The organism is Singulisphaera rosea (genome assembly GCF_054877945.1).
This window is the reverse complement of the sequence record NZ_JBTYIP020000036.1, coordinates 14,802-35,402: the sequence shown is the minus strand read 5'-3', so window position 1 is coordinate 35,402 and position 20,601 is coordinate 14,802. Positions and strand designations below refer to the sequence as shown.

Genomic DNA, 20,601 nt, shown 5'->3' with positions numbered 1-20,601 from the left:
TCAACCCCCTTCGCGGTGTGCAGATCCGAGAAGCTCGCCGAGTGACCGCGCTTAGAGCGGCTAACGTGCGACTGGCACAGGGCACGACGTGTCGATTGATCCGAGAGCGGAGGCGGAAACGGGGGCCTGTCCCCGTTTCCGCCGCAGCGGACGGCGACGGCCCGGAAAATGGGAACAGGCACCCGACCTCGAAGTTGATCCGTAAGGGGCCCAGCCTGACCCGGCCGGGAGCCAGTCCCCGTTTTCCTCCGCAGTGCGTAACGCGTGCGTGAACCGCCCTAGGGTCTTGATCGGCGACGACAATTAGAAGACATTCTAAATGAAGGCGACCGACGGACGAAGGATAGAAAGGGGAGGTCGATGAACGAGGTCTTCAAGGCCCTCTCCGACCCGACCCGCCGGGAGATCCTTCGGCTGCTCCGCGCCGGGGAGAAGACCGCGGGCGAATTGGCGGACTCGTTCGATATGAGCAAGCCCTCGGTCTCGCATCACTTCGCGGTCTTGAAGGACGCGGGGCTGGTCCGGAGTCGGCGCGAGGGGAAGCAGATCTATTACACGCTCGACACGACGGTGGTCCAGGACGCCCTCGTCTGGATCCACGGCCTGTTCGGGGAGGAAGGCGGGGGCGGGAGGAGCGTTCCATGAGTCGGGGTGCCTGGCTCGTTGCGTCGGGGTTGGTCGTGGCGGTGTTCGTCGGGTCGGCGGTCGTCTATGGGATGCTCCCCGAGCGGGTGCCGATCCACTGGAACCTCCAGGGGCAGGCGGACGGCTTCGGCTCGAAGGGGCTCGCGGCGTTTCTCCTGCCGGCGATGCTCGTGGGGATGCTCCTCATGTTCTCCGCGCTCCCCTGGCTCTCGCCCGGCCAGTTCGGGCTGGACGGGTTCCGGGCGACCTACGGCTACATCGTGGTCGTGGTCCTCGCCATGATGAGCTTCATCCACGCCGTCGCCTTGACGGCCGCGCTGGGCTATCGAGTCGACGTCACCAGGGTCGTCGTGGCGGGGGTCCTTCTGGGCCTGGGGTTGATGGGGAACGTCATGGGCAAGGTGCGGCGGAACTTCTTCGTCGGGGTCCGCGTCCCCTGGACACTCGCCAGCGAACGGGTCTGGAACGACACCCACAGGCTCGCCGCCTGGTTGTTCTTCGGCGGCGGCCTGTTCGGAGCGGCGGCGTCCCTGGCGGGTTACCCGCTGGTGGGCCTCGTCTCATTGGTGCCGATCGTGTTGATCCCGATCGTCTACTCGGCCGTCCGCTACAAGCAGCTCGAGCGGCGAGGCGAGGTCTGAGAGCCCGAATCTCTCTCGGGCTTTCTGGCGCTCTTCGTGCCTTGCTGGTGGATTCACGATCGGGTTGGACCTAGCGGATTTTTCGCGAGGCGCGTGGAAAGATCGCTGAAATTCGGAAAATCGTTCACTGTACTCTTGTTCGGAAGTTCCGGGCCTCGGATCCTAATAGGGGAGGTAACTTTCGCGACCACTTACGATTGTGCCATCGACCCCGGCCACCCGGGACGCCCCCGTCCTAAGGTTGTGGTGTCGGCGTCACGTTCGCGCCTCAGACTTGACTCCTGGAGGATTTCACGAGATGCGTCAGAATTACCGGATCGCGTTCGGCTTGCTCATCGGCCTGGCCGCGATGGCCCCGAGTGCCCAGGCCCAGATGTACTATCCCTCGGGATACGGCGGCTACGGGTTCGGAGGTTGGGGGGCCGACCCCGCGTCCGGGTACATGGCCGGGCTCGGTTCCTATGCCCGAGGCCAGGGTGTCTACGAGGTCGAGGACGCCAAGGCTCAGGCGATCAACCTTGACACGATGCTCAAGTGGAACAAGGCCCTCCGCGCCCGCCAGCAGGCCTTGCGCGAAGATCAGAGCAAGGACGACGCCCGCCGAGGTGCCGAGCGCGACGAACGGGTCGCCCGCGCCGAGCTCTTCGACGGCACCACGCTCAACGCGATCATGGCGCGGATCTACGACCAGGATCCCGGCGTCTCCAAGTCCGCCCGGGCCGACGCCCCGATCTCTCCGTCCGCGATCCGCGAGATCCCCTTCGAGTGGGACACCGAGGCCCTGACCGTCTGCCTCGACGAGATGCTGGCCAAGGACTCGCTCCCGGCGAACCTGATGGACCCGATGTACGCCGAAGAGCGTAACACCCTGCACCAGGCCGTCGAGGCCGCCATCAAGGAAGACGCCAAGGGGAGTGTCTCGCCGAAGACGATGAAGCAGCTCAAGTCGGCGATCGAAACCTTCCGCGCCAAATTCGTCAAGAACACGGCGAACTTCGACCCCGGCTACTCGGACTCGCAGACCTACTTCATCACGCTCGCCAGCCTGTCACGGCTGCTCAACGACCCGAGCATGAAGAAGATCCTGACCGATCTCGAGGAGGGGAAGGAGCGGACCGTCGGCCAGCTCATCGCCTTCATGCAGTCCTATAACCTGCGCTTCGGGCCCGCGACGTCGGATCGCCAGATGCAGCTCTACGCCAACCTCGCCCCGACCCTCGCCCGCATCGCCGACGCCGCCGGCGGCCCCCCGGCCCCTCCCGCCCCCGGCGTCACCGACAAGTCCGGCGAAGGCCTCCGCTCCGCCGCCAAGAATATCTTCAAGAACATGAACTGGGAGCAGCTCCAAGCCCATTCCCGCGACTCCCAATAACCCCGCTCCAACTCGAAACCCGGCGTTGAAGAAACGCCGGGTTTTATCTCTGCCAAGGATTAACCTTTTATTCGATTGGTGTCATTTACGGATTCGTTTTCGCCTTTGCGTTATCCGTGTTCCATCCTTGGCTAAAACTTCCCTTCGCCTTCCAGCCCGATACCTCACCGATGGATCTCACCTCCCCCGGCTTGCCCTCAACCGACGATCCCGCCCGTTCTGACGTTGCTTCACGAAGATGTCGAACAGGTCGTCCTTCTCCCCGGGCCGAGTCAGGTCCTGCCCGTTCTTGACCACGGCGATGTAGCCGATGCACATCTCATCATTGGCCCCTTCGCCCCACGTCACGAGCTTGGGAGGCTGGTGGGGGTTGCGAGGGTTCTCGGACGAGTTGTCGAAGTGGGCGACGACCTTGACGACCGAGCCCTTGGGAATGTACATCGGTTTTTCAAAATCATACGTATGTTGCCAGGCGGGATCCCAGTCTCGGATCGAGATGAGGTCTTCGGTCAGGCCGCCGGGGAAGGTGACCGACATGGTCATGTCCCGCCCGAGGTGGTGCATGTGCGGGGTGACGGCGAGCGCCTCGACGTCGACCGGCACGTGCCAGGTCGCGCGGACTTCGACCTTGGAGTGGCCGGCGGGGAGTCGGAATTCCAGGTTGCTCGCGCCGTTCCAGTGGAGCGTCTGCTTGACCGGGGTCCGGCAGAGGTGGAGCCCGATCTTAGACCGGTCACGCTCGATCTTGCCGCTGGGGTGGTAGTGGATCAGCAGGATGACGTCGGCCTTGCGGGGGAGCAGTCGCCCGATGCCGTCGGGCAACTGCTTCGGATGGTTCCCGGCCGCCCAACCCCCGAGGTCGCCCTGGACGGGCACGCCCGCCCCCGAGAAGCTCGAGTAGCCCGGCCCGGACTCTCCCCGATCCTTCTTCCGCCCTTCGCCCGCGGTCTCGACGAACGCCATCGTGTGATGCACGACGCGGGCATTTCCCGGCCGGAACTCGATCGCCCCGACGTAGACGTCGTCCGGTAGGTTGGTCGGGATCACGAAGCAGCGGGAGAGGTCCGGCCCGTCGGCCGGTATCGTGAACGGCTCCGTCATCTCGACGACAATATCGGGCGTCCCGAGCGCCCACCCGTGTTCGGACCCGGCCGGCGGGTGGAGCGGCGCCGGCGGCATCGCCGAGCCCTCGCCGCGAGGCGCCCCGGCCTTCGCCCAGTCGGAGAGGGTGGCAATCGCAGCCGTGGGTAACGCCCCGTCGAATTTGAGTTTAGGGCCGATGCCAGGCTTGGCCTTCCACGGGGGCATGTGCCGCCCCTCGACGGTCGCCGCGATGTCGTCGGCCCGCTTCCGCGCCTGCTCATACGTCTCGAGCGGGAATGGGCCGACTTGGCCTCGACGATGGCAGGACCGGCAGTACTTGTTCAAGATCGGGGCGACATCCTTCGTGAATGTCGGCGGGTCGATCAGGCCCCCGGGCGTCCCTCCCGGCGAAGACGAGGCGAGTGACGAGAGCATCCCAGCCACGACCGCGAGACCGGCCGAGATCGGCCGCCCCCGCTGGGCGTCCCAGCGCATGAAACCCATATTGGAGTTCGATCTCGGAACCGCGAAGTGTCGGCCGAAGACGTGGCCGTGAATTGGCCCGCACCGTCGGCGTGCGGAATCGCCAACATCACCATCATAGCCGGCGCGCCGCCCCAAAATCCACTTCCAATTCTCCGATTCTCAGATTATTTCGCCTCAATCCATCGGGGCGAAGAAGGCGTCGTGCGCAGGGTCTTTGCGGACAAGCGGCGTCTCGGGGTAGGGCCAGGGGCTCCCGACTCCCTTGAGCGACCGGATCGCCTCGAGCATCCGAGGCCGGTCCACCTCATGCACGTCCACCGGGTCGCCGACGCCTCGGAGCATCGTCAGCGTGAGCCGGCCGCCGAGGTGCTGGCGGAATTCCTCGAGGCCTCGGAAGAGGCTCTCGGTATCCTCGAGCGCGGGGTGGTCGAGGGAGAAGCCCAGGTCGAGCAGGCCGTTCACCACGCGGTCGGCGTCCTCGCGAGGGAACCCGAGGGCGAGCGAGGAGTAGATGGAGTCGACCGCGACGCCGATCGCCACGGCCTCGCCATGGCGGACCTGGAAGTCAGTCATCGCTTCGAGCTTGTGGGCCGACCAGTGGCCGAAGTCGAGGGGCCGGGCCTCGCGCGACTCGAACGGATCTCCCCCTCGGGTGATGTGCGTCCGGTGCCACTCGGCCGAGGCCCGGATCGTCGGCAAGGCCGCCGACAGGTCGCGGCGGCGAATCGCGTCGGCCGTCCGGCACAACTCGGCGAACATCGCCGGATCCTTGAGGAGCGAGACCTTCACGGCCTCGGAGAACCCGCAGATGAAGTCGCGGTCCGGGAGCGAGGCCAGGAGCGCCGAGTCGTTGACGACCGCCCAGGGGACGGCGAACGCCCCCAGCCAGTTCTTCTTGCCGAACAGGTTGACCCCGTTCTTGACCCCGACCCCCGAGTCGGCCTGGCCGAGAGTGGTGGTCGGGAGCCGCACGAGCCGAAGCCCTCGATGGGCGATCGCCGCCGCGAACCCGACCGCGTCGAGGACCGCCCCGCCGCCGATCACCGCGACGTAGCTCCGCCGGTCGAGATCGGCGGCGTTGAAGACCTTGAGCATGCGCTCAAGAATGTGAATGTCGTTCTTGACCGCCTCGCCCCCCTCGACGACCTGCACGTTCCCGACGAGCTCGATCCGCCCGGGATAGGCCGAGCCGAACGCCCGGAGCTTCTGGCGGAGCTCCGGCTGGGCGTTCATCACCCGGTCATCGACCCAGAACTGCACCCGCGCCACCCGGCCTTCCGAGGGCTCGAGCAGGCCCGCCAGGACGCCCTGGTCCTCGCCGAGGACGTCCCCGGTGAAATGCAGCCGATGGACGAACGCGGGTGCGAAATGCACCTCGGCACGGGTCGGATCGAGTTCGTTGGTCATCGTCCCAAAACTTCCCTGGTACCTACGAGGCGGGCGATTTCCTCAGGCCGGACCATGGGATTCCGGCTCCGGGGGGCAAGTGGCGAACCGGTTAAGTATATCCCCCATTCCGCCCCCGGTCGAGGACCCAGTCCGGTCATCGATCGGGGCGTTTGACCTGCGGTGACGTGACACCGACTGTGTCGAACCGGCCGAGAATCCCTCGAGCAAGGACTTGCGAGGCTGGCGAGTTGATGACGATCCACAAGGAGAGTTCGGGGCGACATCCGATCGTCACTCCGACTCTCGGTATGGCTTCTTCTCGAGATACAGGTTCAGGCGTTCCTTGAAAGAGGGTTGAAGCTGAAATGCACAAAGCTCGAGCGCCTTTCCCTGCCATTCGGCGGCCTTCGTGAAATCGGACGCTTCGGCATAGGCAGCGGCCAGGGTGTCGAGGAAGGCTGCCTCTTTCCAACCGCTCAACTCGCATGCACGTAAGGCCGACTCGACCGCTTTCTTCCCATTTCGGAACTCGGGATCGGGACAGGTCGCCCACAGCCAGGCCGGGCCGTTGTGCTTGGCGGGATCCGTCGGATCGAGGCGGATGGCTTCGAGGTAGTCCGGGATCGCCTTGCCGTATTGCTCCAGCGAATACCGAACCTGGCCTCGAGTGTTGTAGGCGGTGGAGGATTCGGGTTCGAGTCGGATCGCCTCATCGAGATCGGCGATGGCCGTCTCGAGTTCCTTCCTGGAGATCCTGGCGTAGGCTCGGAGGAGATAAATCCTGGGATCCTCGGGATCGAGATCGATCGCCCCGTCATAGTCGGTGATCGCCAGATCCGTCCGTCCCTGATCGATCCAGGCCATTCCTCTCGATATATAATAGTTGGGTTGGGGTCTGGACTGGATCGCTCTCGAGTAAAACTCGATCGCTTCTTCGTACGGGACGACGTACTTGGCTCGTGCCCAGCGACCGTTCCCGGTGGTCTCCGAAACGAGCCAGAGTCGCTCGCCTTGGGTCTTGTCGACCCGATAGACATGGGCGATCGCTCGGTCTTTGGCGTACGGAGTAAAGACGCGCCTTCCGACCCATTGATCGAACTCATCGGCCCCGACGAGGCTGGTCATCGCCAGTAGAATCGCAAAGAAGCCAATAGTCCGGACCTTCATCGATGCCTCGCTCGTTCGAAGTCTGCAATCGGATCTTGTCTCTCGCGAGAAGTATTTAAGGCCTGTTTTGTAAAAAATATTTCATTTAAGTGTATCTAAAAACAAATAATCACGATCGGCGTTCACGTGGTGTAACCTGGCTGCCTTCTCCCTCATCTCGGCCGCCTTCGCGGAATCCCCCGACCTTGCATATGCCGCCGCGAGAGTGTTGACGGAAGCCCAATCCTCCCAGTTGCCAAGTTCGCAGGCGCGCGTCGCGGACTCGATCGCCTTGCGTCCGTCCCTGTACTTCGCGTCGGGACAGCTCACCAAAAATCGCGCAACCACTTTGTAAGCATAGCCCGATTTGGGATCGACACGGACCGCCTCGTTGTAGTCGGCAATCGCCTTGTCGTAGTCTTTCTTGGCATCCCACAACAAGCCTCGATTGGCGTAAGCCCGAGCATACTTGGGGTTGAGGCGGACCGCCTCATTGTAGTTGGGGATCGCCTTGTCGTACTCTCTCTTGGCCTGCCATGCCAGGCCGAGATCGTTATACACCACAGCATTCTTGGGGTCGAGTCGGATCGCCTCGCAGTAGTCGGCGATTGCCTTGTTGTCGTCCTGTTTGATATGCCACACCAGACCACGATTTCTGTACGTTACGGCATACTTAGGGTCGAGGCGGATTGCCTCGCCGTACTCCGCGATTGCTCTGTCATAGTCTCCCTTGGCATGCCACGCCCGGCCGCGATTGACGTGTGCCATGGAATCCTTTGGGTCGAGTCGGATCGCCTCGTTGTCGTCGGCGATCGCCTTGTCGTACTCCCCCTTGGCATGCCACGCCAGGCCGCGATAGAGGTACGTCAGCGCGAACTTTGGGTCGAGTCGGATCGCCTCGTCGAGGTCGTCGATCGCCTTGTCGTACGCCTCCTTGGTATACCACGCGTGGCCCCGATTATTATATGCCATCGCGAACTTTGGGTCGAGTCGGATCGCCTCGTTGTAATCGGTGATCGATTTGTCGTTGTCCTTCTTGGCTAGCCATGTCGTGCCGCGATTGGTGTACGCCAAGGCATACTTAGGGTTGAGGCGGATCGCTTCGCCGAAGTCGGCGATTGCCTTGTCATCGTCGTCCTTGTAATGCCACGCAATGCCGCGACAAAGGTACGCTGCCTCATTTTTGGGATTGATGCGGATCGCCTCGTTGTAGTCGGTGATCGCCTTGTCGTTCTCATTTTTCACGTGCCATACTTTACCGCGACAAACGTACGCCGTCTCATTCTTGGGGTCGATGCGGATCGCGTTGTTGTAATCCGAAATCGCGAGATTATATTCTTGCTTCGCTTTCCAGACCATTCCTCTGCTGCAATAGTAAGTCGATGAGTCTGGATTTGAGTGTAGCAGCCCGGTGTAAAAATCGACAGCCTGTTCATAGGGCACGACGTATTGCGCCTGAACCCATCCGCTGAGACCGCTGTTCTCGTCCTGGAGCCACAACCGCTCCCCGTCTTTACGCTCGACACGGTAGACTCGGGCTGCACCCCGGTCATTTCCCCAGATTGCAAGGTCCTTCGCTTCCCCCTCGTTAACGACGTTCGGCTTCCCCGCCCCCAACGCCGTACCGAATTGAGTGAAGACCCGACGGCCTATCCAGGGGTCCTTCGCCTGACCAACCAGGACGACTGACGTTAGCAAGGATAACGCCAAGGCTAGACCGAATACCCGCATCGCCGCATACTTCATCGCGATCGCTCCGTGTTTTCGATCCGCCTCGGACCGTCCCAAATCATCGTAGAACGTATGGATGCCAGATTCCAGCGACGGTTCCGAAGTGGTTATGGATCAACACCGTCGACTCTCCGAGCAAATCCGGATTCGGATGGGCCCGACGAATTTTGGCGGCACGCCGAAGACCGCGTAGGGCCAGCGTCCGGGATCCCAATTCTGCGCCTGGATCGTCGAGGATCGGATCAAAGGGCGCGGGGACGGGCTCGAATCCGGAAGATTCCAGGGGTCGGTGACTCACCCCTGTGCGGAATCACGGATCCTTGCGGGATGATAGGCTGCGGGATAGTCTTGCGCCCGGGTTTGGGCGGCCTTTCCTCGAGTCTTGCGAGGTAAATCGCGTCCATAGGGGCCACTCGAGGCTTCGGCCCATGAGCCGGGTTCTGTTTGTGCCTTGTCTGGGGGCGATTGAACGTGAGATGCGGCATGCCAGTCGGGCGAGGGGATGATCTTGGCCGAGTCTTCGGTCGGGTCAAGTGGCCGCTCGCGGTGGTTTTCGGCCTGCTTGGGTTGACCGTGGGTGCGGTCGGCGGTGATTTGGCTCACCCGTCGACGGGGCGAGGGCTAGACCTGTCGCGGGCGGTCGTGCTGGTCCCGGAGGGGCTCTCGGGGCCCGAGGAGAAGGCGGTCTCGCTCCTGATCGAGGAGGTCGAGACGCGCAGCAGGGTCCGCTGGGACGTCACGAGGACGTGGCCCGAGGGCGAGGGCCTTGCCGTGGTGGCGGTCGGGCAGGGGGCCGTGTTAAAGGTGAAAGGGCCAAACCTCTTTGCGTGGGTCGACGCTGCGAAGCCGCCGGAAGGGGCGGAAGGGTTCGCGATCCGGGCGGAGGCCGGCGCCAAGGCCGTGGTCGTGGCCGGTAATGATCCGCGAGGGGTCCTTTTCGGCGTGGGGCGGTTGCTCCGCGAACTCCGGATGGGGGCCGGACGGGTGGAGTTGCCCGAGGGTTTTCACGTCGCGACGGCGCCAAAGTCGCCGATGCGGGGGCACCAGTTGGGATATCGGCCCAAGACCAACTCGTATGACGGCTGGGACCTCGACCAGTGGGAACGCTATATCCGCGACCTCGTCGTCTTCGGCGCGAACACGATCGAGCTCCTGCCGCCGATCTCCGACGACGACTCCGATAGCCCTCACTTCCCCAGGCCTCCGATGGAGATGCTCGTCGGGATGTCGAAACTGGCGGATGACTACGGGCTCGACGTTGGCATCTGGTATCCCACGGCCGAGGATGTCGACTACGCGGACCCCAAGGTCCTGGACGCCGCGGTCCGCGAGTGGGCAGAGCTCTTTCAAAGGCTCCCTCGGCTCGACGCCCTGTTCGTCCCCGGCGGTGACCCCGGCAATTCGCCGCCTAAGGTCCTCATGAAGCTCCTCGAGGCGCAGGCGGAGTCGCTCCGCCGCCACCATCCCGAGGCCAAGATCTGGGTCTCGCCCCAGGGGTTCAGCCAGCCCAAGCTCGACGAGTTCTGCTCGCTCCTCCGGGACGAGCCGGCCTGGCTCGAGGGGATCGTGCACGGGCCCCAGGTCCGGGTCCCCCTCGCCGAGCTCCGCGCCGCCATCCCGGCCCGATACCCGATCCGGCTTTATCCCGACATCACCCACACCTTCGACTGCCAGTTCCCCGTCCCCGACTGGGACCGGGCCCTGGCCCTGACCCTGGGACGCGAGCCGATCAACCCCAGGCCGTTGGCGCAGGCCGCCATCTTCCGGGCGAACCGAGGCCTGGCCGTGGGGTTCATCACCTATTCCGAGGGGTGCAATGATGACGTCAACAAGGCCGTATGGAGCGGCCTCGGTTGGGACCCCGACACCCCGGTCATCGAGATCTTGCGGCAATACTCGAGGTACTTCCTCGGCGAGGCCTATACGGACCGCTTCGCCCAGGCGCTTCTCGCGCTCGAGCGGAACTGGGAAGGTCCCCTTCTGACGAACGCCGGCGTGGAGACCACCCTCCAGCAATTCCGCGACTTCGAGCGCACCGCGAGCCCCAAGGATCGGCTCAACTGGCGGTTTCAACAAGGCCTGTATCGGGCCTATTACGACGCATATGTCCGGGATCGGCTGATCCGCGAGACCGCGCTCGAGTCGAGGGCGAAGGACGCTCTGCGCAGGGCGGACCGGCTCGGCTCCCGCGCGGCGATGGTCGAGGCTGAGGCCCTCTTAGGCCTGGCCGATGCTCGGCCGGTGTCGCCCGATCGCCGGGCCCGCGTCCACGAGCTCGCCGAGGCCCTCTTCCAGAGCATCCGCATGCAGCTCAGCGTGGGACGATACAAGGCCGCCGCGGTCCGACGAGGGGCGAATCTTGATGCAATCGACACCCCGTTGAATGATCGCGAGTGGTTCCAGGCACGCTTCGCCGAGATCGGGAACCTCGGCCAAGAAGACCAACGGCGTGACCGTCTCGAGGCGCTCGTGAATCGGACCGATTCGGGGCCGGGGGGATTCTACGACGACCTCGGCGACCCGACGCGTCAGCCACACCTCGTCCGAGGTCCCGGCTTCGCGCTCGACCCGGATTCCCTCCGATCGTCGCGCGTCGCGTTCGGGGCCCGTCCCGGCTGGCCCTTGGCCTGGTGTGCCTACGCCCAGGGGTTCTACGACGCCCCGATCCAGCTCCGCTACAAGAACCTCGACCCCGGGGCTCGCTACCGCGTGCGCCTCGTCTACCCGAGCGATAGCTTCCCGACCGGGATCCGGATCCGGTTCGAAGCCGACGGCCTCGAAGTCCACCCCCCGATGGAGAAGCCCGAGCCGGCCCGGCCGGTCGAGTTCGACGTACCGGCCGAGGCGACCGCCGACGGCGATCTGACGCTCCGATGGACCCAGGCCCCCGGACAAGGGGGGAGCGGCCGAGGGTGTCAAGTCGCCGAAGTTTGGCTCGTCAAGGCGACGAAATGAGGCTCAGCGGGGGGATAGCAGACGGGGTGGATTCACCACAGAGGCACAAAGGGCACAAAGAATTAAAGAATGAGAATTTATTTTTGGATTCTTTGCGGATGTCCTTTGTTCCTTTGTAGCGTATCTTTCCCGTCTTGCCATTCGGATTTTCACTATTTGGAGATATTGGCCAAAAGGTTTACCTTGGCCCAAGCCTGAGCTAGACTCGGATGTCTCTTTTGCAGAATTCGTTCCACGGGGCATATGTGTCCGACCCGTGCGGGTCGGGAAAGGGAGGGGATCCGTGAGCCGAAGGGCCGTCTTGCGGATGTTCGCCGTCGCTTTGGGCAGGATGGCGGCGGGGGCGCCGGCGTTCTCGGCCTTGGCGACCTCCCGGGCCTTCGCCGAGGCGGACTCGCCTTATCGGTCGCCCTATCGGATCGAGTTCACCCTCCCGCTCGAAGAGTTGGTCGGCGACCTGATTCAGGGCGAGCGGGGCGACCCGAGGATCGAGGGCGAGGTCGCCCACGAGCACTGGTATTCGCACAAGACGCTCGAGGGTTGGCATGCGTGGGGCCCCCCCGCGCGGGCGTATCCGCCGGCCCCCGGCGTCGAGCGTTGGCCGGTCGAGAAGAAGCGGGAACGAGTGATCGCCGTCGCCTCGCGATATCTCGGTTATGGCTACCAGCACCACCACATCCCCGACTGGAATCCCCCGTCCCACTGGCCTTGGCTCCAGAGCTGCGCCGGTCGGAATGGCAAGGGGGTCGATTGCAGCAACCTCACCGGGTTCGTTTATAACCTCGGCTTCGGCCTCCGGATGAGCGGCGATATCCACCGACAGGCCCAGGAGCGTGTGGCCGAGGGGCCCGGGCATGGTCGGACCACCCCGATCCGCAAGGTCGAGCTCCCCGGCGGCTACGCCGAGCGGATCCAGACCCTCCGCACCGGCGACCTGCTGTTCGTCCGGAGTCGAGGCGGGGCGGGGGCGGTCAGCCACGTCGTCCTCTGGGTCGGCCCCATCGGTCGCTCGCCTGACGGGGTCCCCCTGGTGATCGACAGCCACGGCGAGGACACGCGCGACTCCGAGAGCCACCTGATCCCGTGCGGGGTCCACCTCCGCCCCTTCCGCGAAAACTCCTGGTACAACCGGAGCGCCAGCCACGCGCATCGGGTCTTCGAAATCCACGGCCGATAAGCCGCCTCCCCCCCGCCGGCCTCGGGATCTCATCCTCGTGCAACCGACGCTCGGCCGAGCCCCGGCCGGGCCCGAACTCTTCCAGGATCTCTCCATGATGCGGCCGCTCGTCGTCCGTAGCCCCTCTCCTCTTGGAAGGCTTCCCATGGACAAAGACAGCCTTTTCGCCCGGCGCGGGTTCCTGCCGGCCGAAGACCCGCTGGTCCGGTTCGGCGACGACTCGGAACTGTCCCCCCTCGACACCCTCGGCCAAGACCTCCCGAGCCTGCTCCAGGACCGCGGCTTCCGGCGCCGGGCGCGATCCTTCCGGATCCCCGTGCTGCCCGAAGGCGACGTTTCCCCTCGCGAGCTTCAGCTTTACTACGTCCGCGTCGCCTTCCTCGCCTCGGCGTACATCCACCAGGTCGGCGAGGAAACCGCGAACGTCCTGCCGAAGAACCTCGCCATCCCGCTCTGCGAAGTCTGCGAACGGCTCGGCCGGCCGCCGATCCTGAGCTATGACGGCTACGCCCTCTACAACTGGAAACGCTTCGACCCGGCCGGGCCGATCGCACTGGGCAACATCGACTCGATCCAGAACTTCGTTCATCTCTATGATGAGCGATGGTTCATCGTCATCCACGTCGAGATCGAGGCGCTGGCGGCGGGGTTGCTCGGTGCGATCCTCGCGGCGGAGAAGGCCCTGGTCATCGACGACATGGGGACCTTGAACGAGGCGATGACGCAGATCGTCCAGACGCTCTGGGAACAGGTCCGCGTGATCCGTCGGATCGCGGAGAAGATGGACCCTTCGCTCTACTACAAGACCTTCCGGCCTTACATCCGGTTCTTCGAAAACGTCGAGTACGAGGGGGTCGACCCCGTCCCGATGAACCACCGGGGCGAGACGGGGGCCCAGAGCAGCGTCATCCCGACGCTCGTCGCCTTCCTCAAGATCCCGCACGAGCGCTCGAGGCTGACCGATCACCTGGCCGACATGCGGAGGTTCATGCCGGCCGAGCATCGCGCCCTGATCGGGCGCGTCGAGGCCATGCCCTCCGTCCGCGAGAAGGTCGACAAGGCCCTGTTCAACGACGCGATCGACGCCCTGGCCACCTTCCGAGAGGTCCACCGCGACTTCGCCGTCGATTACATTTCACGATACGTCGAGGACCCCAGGGGGACCGGCGGGACCCTCTACCTCGAGTGGCTCGGCCAACTCGCCAGGGAGACTCGAGCCCACAAGATCGACTGACCGCGATAGCCCTCGGCCCCCCCCAGGGCTCTTGCTCTGAACGAATTAGAAAGAGAGGGGCGCATCTCATCGTCCGATCCCTTAGGATCGTCGGATGTGAGACGGCCATCGGATTCTCTGAGCCGTCCCTCTCGCCCGTGGGGGAACATCCATGACGATGCGATGGGGGTTCGGGCCGGTCTTCGTCCTCGAGTCGCAGATCAACGCGAGGCGCCGGCAGGTCTATGCGCTGCGCTCGCTTTTCGCGCTCGTCCTGCTCATCGGCATGAGCATCGTCTGGGTCGTCAAGGATTACCGTGCACCGACCACTCTGACGCGGCCCATAACCTTTCAGCAGATGGCGATGGTCGGGGAGTGGTTCTTCTACGCAATCGCGGGCCTTCAGGTTTCGCTCATCATGCTGGTGGCACCGGCGGCCACGGCCGGTGCGATCGGGATGGACCGGGCGCGGGGGACGCTCTTGCAGATGATGGCGACCGACCTCTCGGACACGGAGATCGTGCTCGGGACCCTCGCCGCGAGGCTCGCGCCGGTCTTCGGGATCGTCGCGTGCGGGGTGCCGGTCATGGCGGTCGCCTTCTTACTCGGAGGCATCGATCCGGGGGCCCTCCTCGGTGCCTTTGCCGTCACCCTGGCGCTGGCCGTGCTCGGCAGCACCATCGCTATGACCTTGGCCGTCCGGGTGCCGAAGACCCATGAAGTCTTGATGGCGGTTTATCTGCTCGAATGTTTTGCGCTGTTCTCGCCCACACTTTGGTGGGTGTTTTCCGCGAACACCCGCTTCGTCATCCCCCCGCCCGACTGGTTCAATAAGCTCAATCCTTTCGTCCTCGTCTTCTCGCCTTACACTCAGCCTGGCTTCGTCTCTGCGCGGGATTACGCTGTCTTCGTCGGATTTTCCTTCGTCTTCTCCGCGGCGCTGGTCGGGTTTACGATCGCGACGCTTCGTCGAGTCGTCGTCGAGCAGTCGGGGCGTCCGGAGCGGGCTTCACGGCGGTGGTTGCCCGACGTGAAACACCTCCTCCCCTCCTGGCCCTCGCCGACTCTTGACGGCCACCCGGTGCTCTGGCGCGAGTGGCACCGGAACCGACCGTCGCGGCTGGGGCGGAGGCTCTGGGCGGGCCTCTTGGGGCTGTGCTGGGGCCTCGCGGCCTGGGATGTCGCCAGTCTTTTCTTCGAGGGGAGCACCGGGGCGCTGAGGCTCCTGGACCTTGGCTTCGTCCTCATGACCGTTTTCGGATTCTTGATCCTCAGCGTCACGGCCCCCACGGTGTTGTCCGAGGAGCGCCTGCGCGGAAGCCTCGACGTCCTCATCGCCACCCCGCTCTCGACGCGTTCGATCCTCGCGGCGAAGTGGTGGGGCGTGTACCGCCGAGTCCTCGTGCTGGCCTGGCTTCCCGTGTTCGCGAGCATCATCCTGGCCGCCTCGTGGCTCGACCGGACGATGGCCCCGTCCCGGCTGCCGGGAGCCCCTCGGTCGGTCCCGCTCACGGCCTGGGATGGCGTCTTTGCGGCCGGCCTTTGCATCGGCGACTTCCTCGCGACGGGCGCTTTGATCGTGAGCATCGGGGTCGCCCTGGCGACCTGGATCCGCCCGGTCGGTCGGGCCATCACCGTGAGCGTGGTCGGATACCTCCTCGCGGGCCTCGTCTGGCCGATGGTCGTCGAGGTGGTCGGTGCCAGATTTGTCGATTTCGGTATCAGTGGACAGTCGGCCGTGGCGGCCGTGGATCCCTATCGAGTCGTGCAGCACAGCCTGATCAGCCTCAGCCCCATCCATGGCTCCCACGCCCCCTTGCTCGTCTACGGCCTCCGATGGTGGCGCCGCGGTTGGTTCTGGGTGGGCTTGCTCATCGTCGTCCTCGTCAAGCTCCTGGGCGCCTGGGCCCTCTTCGGGCTGACCGTCAGGACGTTCGACCGGTGCCTCGGACGGATCCCCGAAAAACCGTCCTCGAGACGGCCCGGGCGAACCAAGAAACGCATCGTCGAAAATGAGATGACTTCGACTGCGTGACGAGTCCTGTGCGTTGGAGGCCATGCTCCTCCTCTTCGAGCGATTCATCCGGGGCGAAGACGAAGGGGCGTGCATCTCGCCGACCGATCCCTTACCATTGTCCGACGAGAGGCGATGTCCGAATCCTTCGTATGGTCCCTCTCATCTGCAGGAGCCCATCGATGGCGATGCGTTTGGGATTCGGACCGGTCTTCGTCCTCGAGTCGCTGATCAACGCCAGGCGGTGGCAGCCCTACGCCCTTCGCTCCCTCTTCGCGCTCGTCATGCTCATTGGCATGACGATCGTCTGGATCTGCATGGACTCCTGGTCGCGGAGTGGCGTGGTCGTGCCCACGACCTTCCAGCAGATGGCCAGAATTGGGGAGTGGTTCTTCTACGCCCTGGCCGGCATCCAGGTCACGCTCGTCATGCTCGCGGCGCCCGCCGCCACGGCCGGTGCGATCGGGATGGACCGGGCGCGGGGGACGCTCTTGCAGATGATGGCGACCGACCTCTCGGACACGGAGATCGTGCTCGGGACCCTCGCCGCGAGGCTCGTGCCGGTCTTCGGCATGCTCGCCTGCGGCGTGCCCGTCATGGCGGTCGCCACGTTGCTCGGCGGCATCGATTTCTGGGCCTTGCTCGGTGCCTTTGTCATCTCGCTGACGTTGGCCGTGCTCGGTAGTGCGGTGGCGATGACTCTGGCCGTCCGGGTCTCGAAGACCCACGAAGTCTTGATGGGCGTCTATCTGCTCGAAAGCTTCGGGTTGCTCTCCTTGCCTATCTGGCTATCCCTGGCGTTTCGATACAAGACGCTGCTCGGGCCCCCGGATTGGTTCGTCAAGCTCCATCCCTACGTCCTCGTCTTCGCGCCTTACACTCGGCCGGGGTTCGCGGGCCTGATGGACTACATGCTTTTCGTCGGGCTCGGCCTTGGCCTCTCCTCGGCGCTGCTCTGGTTCACGATCGCGACACTACGGCACGTCGTCGTCGAGCAGTCGGGGCACCCCGAGAAGGCGGCCCGACGAAAGCGGATCGATCTGAAGCAGCTTTTCCCCTCATGGCCTTCGCCGACCCTCGACGGCAACCCGGTCCTCTGGCGCGAGTGGCACCGCAATCGGCCGACGAAGTTCGGCCGGAGGCTTTGGGCCGGCCTGCTCCTCCTCACCTGGGGCCTTGCAGCCTGGGGGACCGTCGACGTCGTCCGTGAGGGCACGCAAGAGTCGCAGGGATTTCTTCATGGCGGGCACGCCATCGTCTGCGTCTTCGGTTTGCTCATCCTGAGCATCACCGCCCCGACCGTCCTGAGCGAGGAGCGGGTGCGTGGCAGCCTCGACGTTTTGATTGCCACCCCGCTCTCGACGCGCTCGATCGTCGTGGCCAAGTGGTGGGGGGCGTATCGTTGGGTCCTCATCCTGGCCTGGCTCCCTTTGTATGCGGGGGTCATGATCGCCGCCACGCTGCCCGACCACGCCCCCTTGCGAGGGATCGGGCCGCCGAACTATCAGGCGGGTTGGGAACGGGCGTTGGCGGCCACCCTTTGCGTGGCCGACTTCCTCGTCTCGGGCGCATTCCTCGTCAGCGTCGGAGTCGCCCTGGCGACCTGGGTCCGGCGGTACGGCCGGGCGATCACCCTCAGCGCGGTCATCTACCTCGTCCTCGGGCTCGTCTGGCCGATCCTGGTCGAGTCGGCGGTGTCCCGGTGGACCACGGGCAACAACTACTCGACCTGGACGCGCTATTATCGCATGGCGGGACATATCCTGGTCGCCCTCAGCCCGATGTTCGGCCCCAACGCCGCTCTCCAAGTGCCGCTCGCGTTCGCTTGGGAACGACGCGAATGGCTCTGGATCGGGATGTGCGTCGTCCTGCTGATCAAGGCGACGGTCGCGTGGTTCATCCTCTGGTTGACCATCCGGACGTTCGACCGCTGCATGGACCGGGTCCCCGAGTCGCGACCGTCGTCGTCGACCGCCCTCTTCGAAGGAAAGGTCGACGACGTGGCCCTGGCCTCGGCCCGTTCATGAACCGGGAGGTCCCGATGGTCCCGAGCCTCCCCTTCGGCCATCGAGCTTGACTGGGGCCACCTCGACGGCACTTTGAGGTTCTCGGGCGTGATCGACTGCGTCGTTGCCCACCGCTCGCGCGGATGTTACTTTCGCGGTCGACGACGGAACAACCCTGAAACCCCTCGCCGCGAGAGGCCCCATGAGATATTCCACGCTCGTTTGGCTCGGTGTCTCTTGCCTGGCCGTGCTCCCCTCAACACTCCGGGCCGACTCGCCGACGGCTGCCGTCGCCGTCGGTGTGGCCCAGGTCGACATCACTCCCGACTACCCGATCCGCCTCAATGGGTACGGTGATCGCAAGACTGAGTCGCAAGGGGTCGAGAACCGGATCAAGGCGAAGGCTTTGGCCATCGGCGACGACACAACCGGAGTTTCCCTCCTCCTGGCCGTCGACAACTGCGGCGTCCCCGCCCGGCTGACCGAGGACGTGGCCGGCCGGCTGAAGCGGAAGGTCGGCCTCGCCCGCGAGCGGTTCGTCGTCTGCTCGTCGCACACGCATAGCGCCCCTTGTCTGGCCAACGGCCTCCCGTTCATCTTCGGGAACCCGTTGCCGCCCGACCAGCAGTCGAGGATCGACCGATATACGCGCGAGCTCGTCGATGCCCTCGAGAAGGTCGCGCTCGCCGCGCTCGCCGACCGCAAGCCGTCGACCCTGTCGTGGGCCCAGGGGAAGGTCGGGTTCGCCGCCAATCGCCGCGTGCTGCGGGACGGGCGCTGGGTCGACTTCGGCGTGAACCCGGGCGGGCCGGTCGACCACAGCATGCCGGTGATTCGTGTGGCCGACCCGAACGGGAAGGTCCGCGCGGTCCTGGTCGGCTATGCGTGCCACTGCACGACCTTGCACGGCACGTTCAACAAGATCTGCGGCGACTGGTCGGGCTACGCCTGCGAAGAGCTGGAACGTTCCTACCCCGGCGCCCTGGCGCTCGTGGTGATCGGCTGCGGGGCCGACGCCAACCCCGAGCCGAGGAGTGGTCGCCTCGACGACGCCAAGCAGCACGGCGCCACGGTCGCCCGCGAGACCGAGCGGCTGTTGAAGGGGACGATGATTCCCCTACCGAACACGATCCGGGCCGCCTACCGCCAGGTCGAGCTTCCGTTCGGCACCCCTCGCACCCGAGAGCAACTCGCCGAGATGGCCCGACACCCCGGCGCCGAAGGCTACTTTGGCCGGGTGATGCTCGAGCGTGCCGATCGGGGCGAAACGCCTCCCAAGACCATGACCTACCCGGTCCAGACCTGGTGCTTCGGCGACACCCTCGGCATGGTCTTCCTCGCGGGAGAGGTCGTCGTCGACTACGCGTTGCGGATCAAGCGAGAAGGGGACGCCGACCGGCTCTGGGTGGTCGCCTACAGCAACGACGTGCCGTGTTACATCGCCTCGAAGCGAGTGATCGAAGAGGGGGGATACGAAGTCGACGGCTCCATGCTCTTCTACGACCGCCCGTCGAGGCTCGCCCCCGAGGCCGAGGACGTCATCATCGACGCCGTCCACGAGCTCTTGCCGGCGTCCTTCAATACGACGACCAAGCGTTGACGGCATCAATGATGGGATGATTCTTCCTCGATATGAGCCCGAAGCGCGAGCGAGTGAATCTCTCTCAAATTTTCCGCGGGGAGATTCACTCGCTCGCGCTTCGGGCTCGTGAGGGTTCGTTCGGGAGCCCAGCTCACTTGGTGTTGGTGGGCGTCAGCTCGGGCAGCCCGCCGGGGAAGTTGCCCGTCTGGGTGGCGCACACGAGGCGGCTGATCTGCGTCGGTTCGAACCGCAGACGGCCGGAGTAGAACTTCACCAGGTTCTCTCGGGTGCGTTGGTCGGCGGGCAGGTTCTCGTTTGACATGTAGTTGTAGGGGTCGGAGGAGTGTTCGAGCTTGGCCATGATGTGGCCCAACTCGTGGATGGCGGTGTTGGCGACGAACCGGGCGAACTCGGGCTGGCCGTTTTCGAAGATCGGCTCGAATTGGTTGTCGTGGTTGAGCCCGCCGGGGTCGTCCGGGTCGCCGGTGATCCCGCCGCAGACCCGCATGGCCTTGTGGGCCCCGACGAGGACGACGCCCCCCGCGTCCTGGCCCAGGATCCGGACGCCGCAGAGGCGGGTCCCGCCGCCGCCGGGGTCGAAGGTGATGGTCAACTCCCCGTCTCTCGGCAAGATCCGCTGCTGGACGATCTTCAACTCACGGCCCGCCTGCCGCACGATCGGCTCGAGGACCTCGCGGATCGCCTTCACCAGTTCATGCGTGGGGCGGACGAAGTGGGTGCCCTCCAGGACCAAGGTCAGGACCTTGGCGATCTGCATGTGGACCTCGACCGAGCGGTCTTCCGGGCACTCCATCCCGGTTCCGAACGGGGAGGATTTGCCGATGAAATCGACCACGATCTGGTCTTTGGTGACTTTGTGCTCGCGCAAGAACTTGGCGACCGCCTCGGCCCGCTGCTTGGAGACTTGCATGTCGACCGCGTCCGTGCCGGTGCGGCTGGCCCGCCCGACGAGGCGGACCTTGTGTTCCGAGTTGTTCGCGAGGATTTCGGCGAGCCGTGCGAGCAGGCCTTTGTGCAGGGATTTCAGTTGGCTGCTGCCGACCTCGAAGTCGTACAGCAAGAACGCCGTCGCACAGCCCTGGTCGCTCGTTTCGAGCGGCTGAATCCCCCCTTCGATTCGCGACATCGCCCCACCCCCTC

Annotated in this window: 14 protein-coding genes; 9 read left to right on the top strand and 5 right to left on the bottom strand. The window is 64.8% G+C overall.

Features of this window, described 5'->3' with window-relative positions:
- Positions 1–360: 360 nt before the first annotated feature.
- The 3 genes from ACYOEI_RS36075 to ACYOEI_RS36065 all read left to right on the top strand — a co-directional run bounded on the left by ACYOEI_RS36075 (position 361) and on the right by ACYOEI_RS36065 (position 2,658).
- On the top strand, positions 361–645 hold the full coding sequence (locus tag ACYOEI_RS36075) for an autorepressor SdpR family transcription factor (protein WP_462855179.1): 285 nt from the start codon (positions 361–363) through the stop codon (positions 643–645).
- Positions 642–1,286 (top strand): SdpI family protein, encoded by a 645-nt coding sequence (locus tag ACYOEI_RS36070; RefSeq protein ID WP_462855178.1) that lies wholly within the window; start codon positions 642–644, stop codon positions 1,284–1,286. Before ACYOEI_RS36075 ends, ACYOEI_RS36070 begins: the two co-directional genes overlap by 4 nt.
- A 298-nt stretch (positions 1,287–1,584) precedes the next feature.
- The gene (locus ACYOEI_RS36065) at positions 1,585–2,658 is read left to right on the top strand and encodes a hypothetical protein (RefSeq protein WP_462855177.1); all 1,074 of its coding nucleotides are present in this window, start codon (positions 1,585–1,587) and stop codon (positions 2,656–2,658) included.
- A gap of 177 nt (positions 2,659–2,835) precedes the next feature.
- On the opposite strand, the gene ACYOEI_RS36060 is transcribed toward ACYOEI_RS36065, so the two are convergent.
- The 4 genes from ACYOEI_RS36060 to ACYOEI_RS36045 form a co-directional block, all read right to left on the bottom strand.
- The gene (locus ACYOEI_RS36060; RefSeq protein WP_462855176.1) at positions 2,836–4,245 is read right to left on the bottom strand and encodes a monooxygenase; all 1,410 of its coding nucleotides are present in this window, start codon (positions 4,243–4,245) and stop codon (positions 2,836–2,838) included.
- Positions 4,246–4,401: 156 nt separating this feature from the next.
- A complete protein-coding gene (locus ACYOEI_RS36055) occupies positions 4,402–5,634 on the bottom strand; it encodes a 3-dehydroquinate synthase (RefSeq protein WP_462855175.1) in 1,233 nt (410 codons plus the stop codon).
- Positions 5,635–5,907: 273 nt separating this feature from the next.
- Positions 5,908–6,783 (bottom strand): tetratricopeptide repeat protein, encoded by an 876-nt coding sequence (locus ACYOEI_RS36050; RefSeq protein ID WP_462855174.1) that lies wholly within the window; start codon positions 6,781–6,783, stop codon positions 5,908–5,910.
- Positions 6,784–6,864: 81 nt separating this feature from the next.
- On the bottom strand, positions 6,865–8,508 hold the full coding sequence (locus tag ACYOEI_RS36045) for a tetratricopeptide repeat protein (RefSeq protein WP_462855173.1): 1,644 nt from the start codon (positions 8,506–8,508) through the stop codon (positions 6,865–6,867).
- Between the two features lie 468 nt (positions 8,509–8,976).
- Between ACYOEI_RS36045 and ACYOEI_RS36040 the strand changes: the two genes are divergently transcribed.
- The 6 genes from ACYOEI_RS36040 (at position 8,977) to ACYOEI_RS36015 (ending at position 19,458) form a co-directional block, all read left to right on the top strand.
- Positions 8,977–11,448 carry a beta-N-acetylhexosaminidase family protein gene (locus tag ACYOEI_RS36040; RefSeq protein WP_462855172.1) on the top strand — a complete coding sequence of 824 codons (2,472 nt, stop codon included), beginning with the start codon at positions 8,977–8,979 and terminating at the stop codon, positions 11,446–11,448.
- A gap of 283 nt (positions 11,449–11,731) precedes the next feature.
- Entirely contained in the window at positions 11,732–12,625 is an 894-nt protein-coding gene (locus ACYOEI_RS36035; protein ID WP_462855171.1) for an NlpC/P60 family protein, read from the top strand.
- Positions 12,626–12,662: 37 nt separating this feature from the next.
- On the top strand, positions 12,663–13,859 hold the full coding sequence (locus ACYOEI_RS36030; protein WP_462855170.1) for a PrnB family protein: 1,197 nt from the start codon (positions 12,663–12,665) through the stop codon (positions 13,857–13,859).
- 151 nt (positions 13,860–14,010) lie between these two features.
- Positions 14,011–15,873, top strand: a complete 1,863-nt coding sequence (locus ACYOEI_RS36025; protein WP_462855169.1) for an ABC transporter permease subunit — start codon at positions 14,011–14,013, stop codon at positions 15,871–15,873.
- A 161-nt stretch (positions 15,874–16,034) separates the two neighbouring features.
- Entirely contained in the window at positions 16,035–17,879 is a 1,845-nt protein-coding gene (locus ACYOEI_RS36020; protein ID WP_462855168.1) for an ABC transporter permease subunit, read from the top strand.
- Between the two features lie 181 nt (positions 17,880–18,060).
- A complete protein-coding gene (locus ACYOEI_RS36015) occupies positions 18,061–19,458 on the top strand; it encodes a neutral/alkaline non-lysosomal ceramidase N-terminal domain-containing protein (protein ID WP_462855167.1) in 1,398 nt (465 codons plus the stop codon).
- A 133-nt stretch (positions 19,459–19,591) separates the two neighbouring features.
- On the opposite strand, the gene ACYOEI_RS36010 is transcribed toward ACYOEI_RS36015, so the two are convergent.
- Positions 19,592–20,587, bottom strand: a complete 996-nt coding sequence (locus tag ACYOEI_RS36010) for an OmpA family protein (RefSeq protein ID WP_462855166.1) — start codon at positions 20,585–20,587, stop codon at positions 19,592–19,594.
- Between the last annotated feature and the right edge of the window lie 14 nt (positions 20,588–20,601).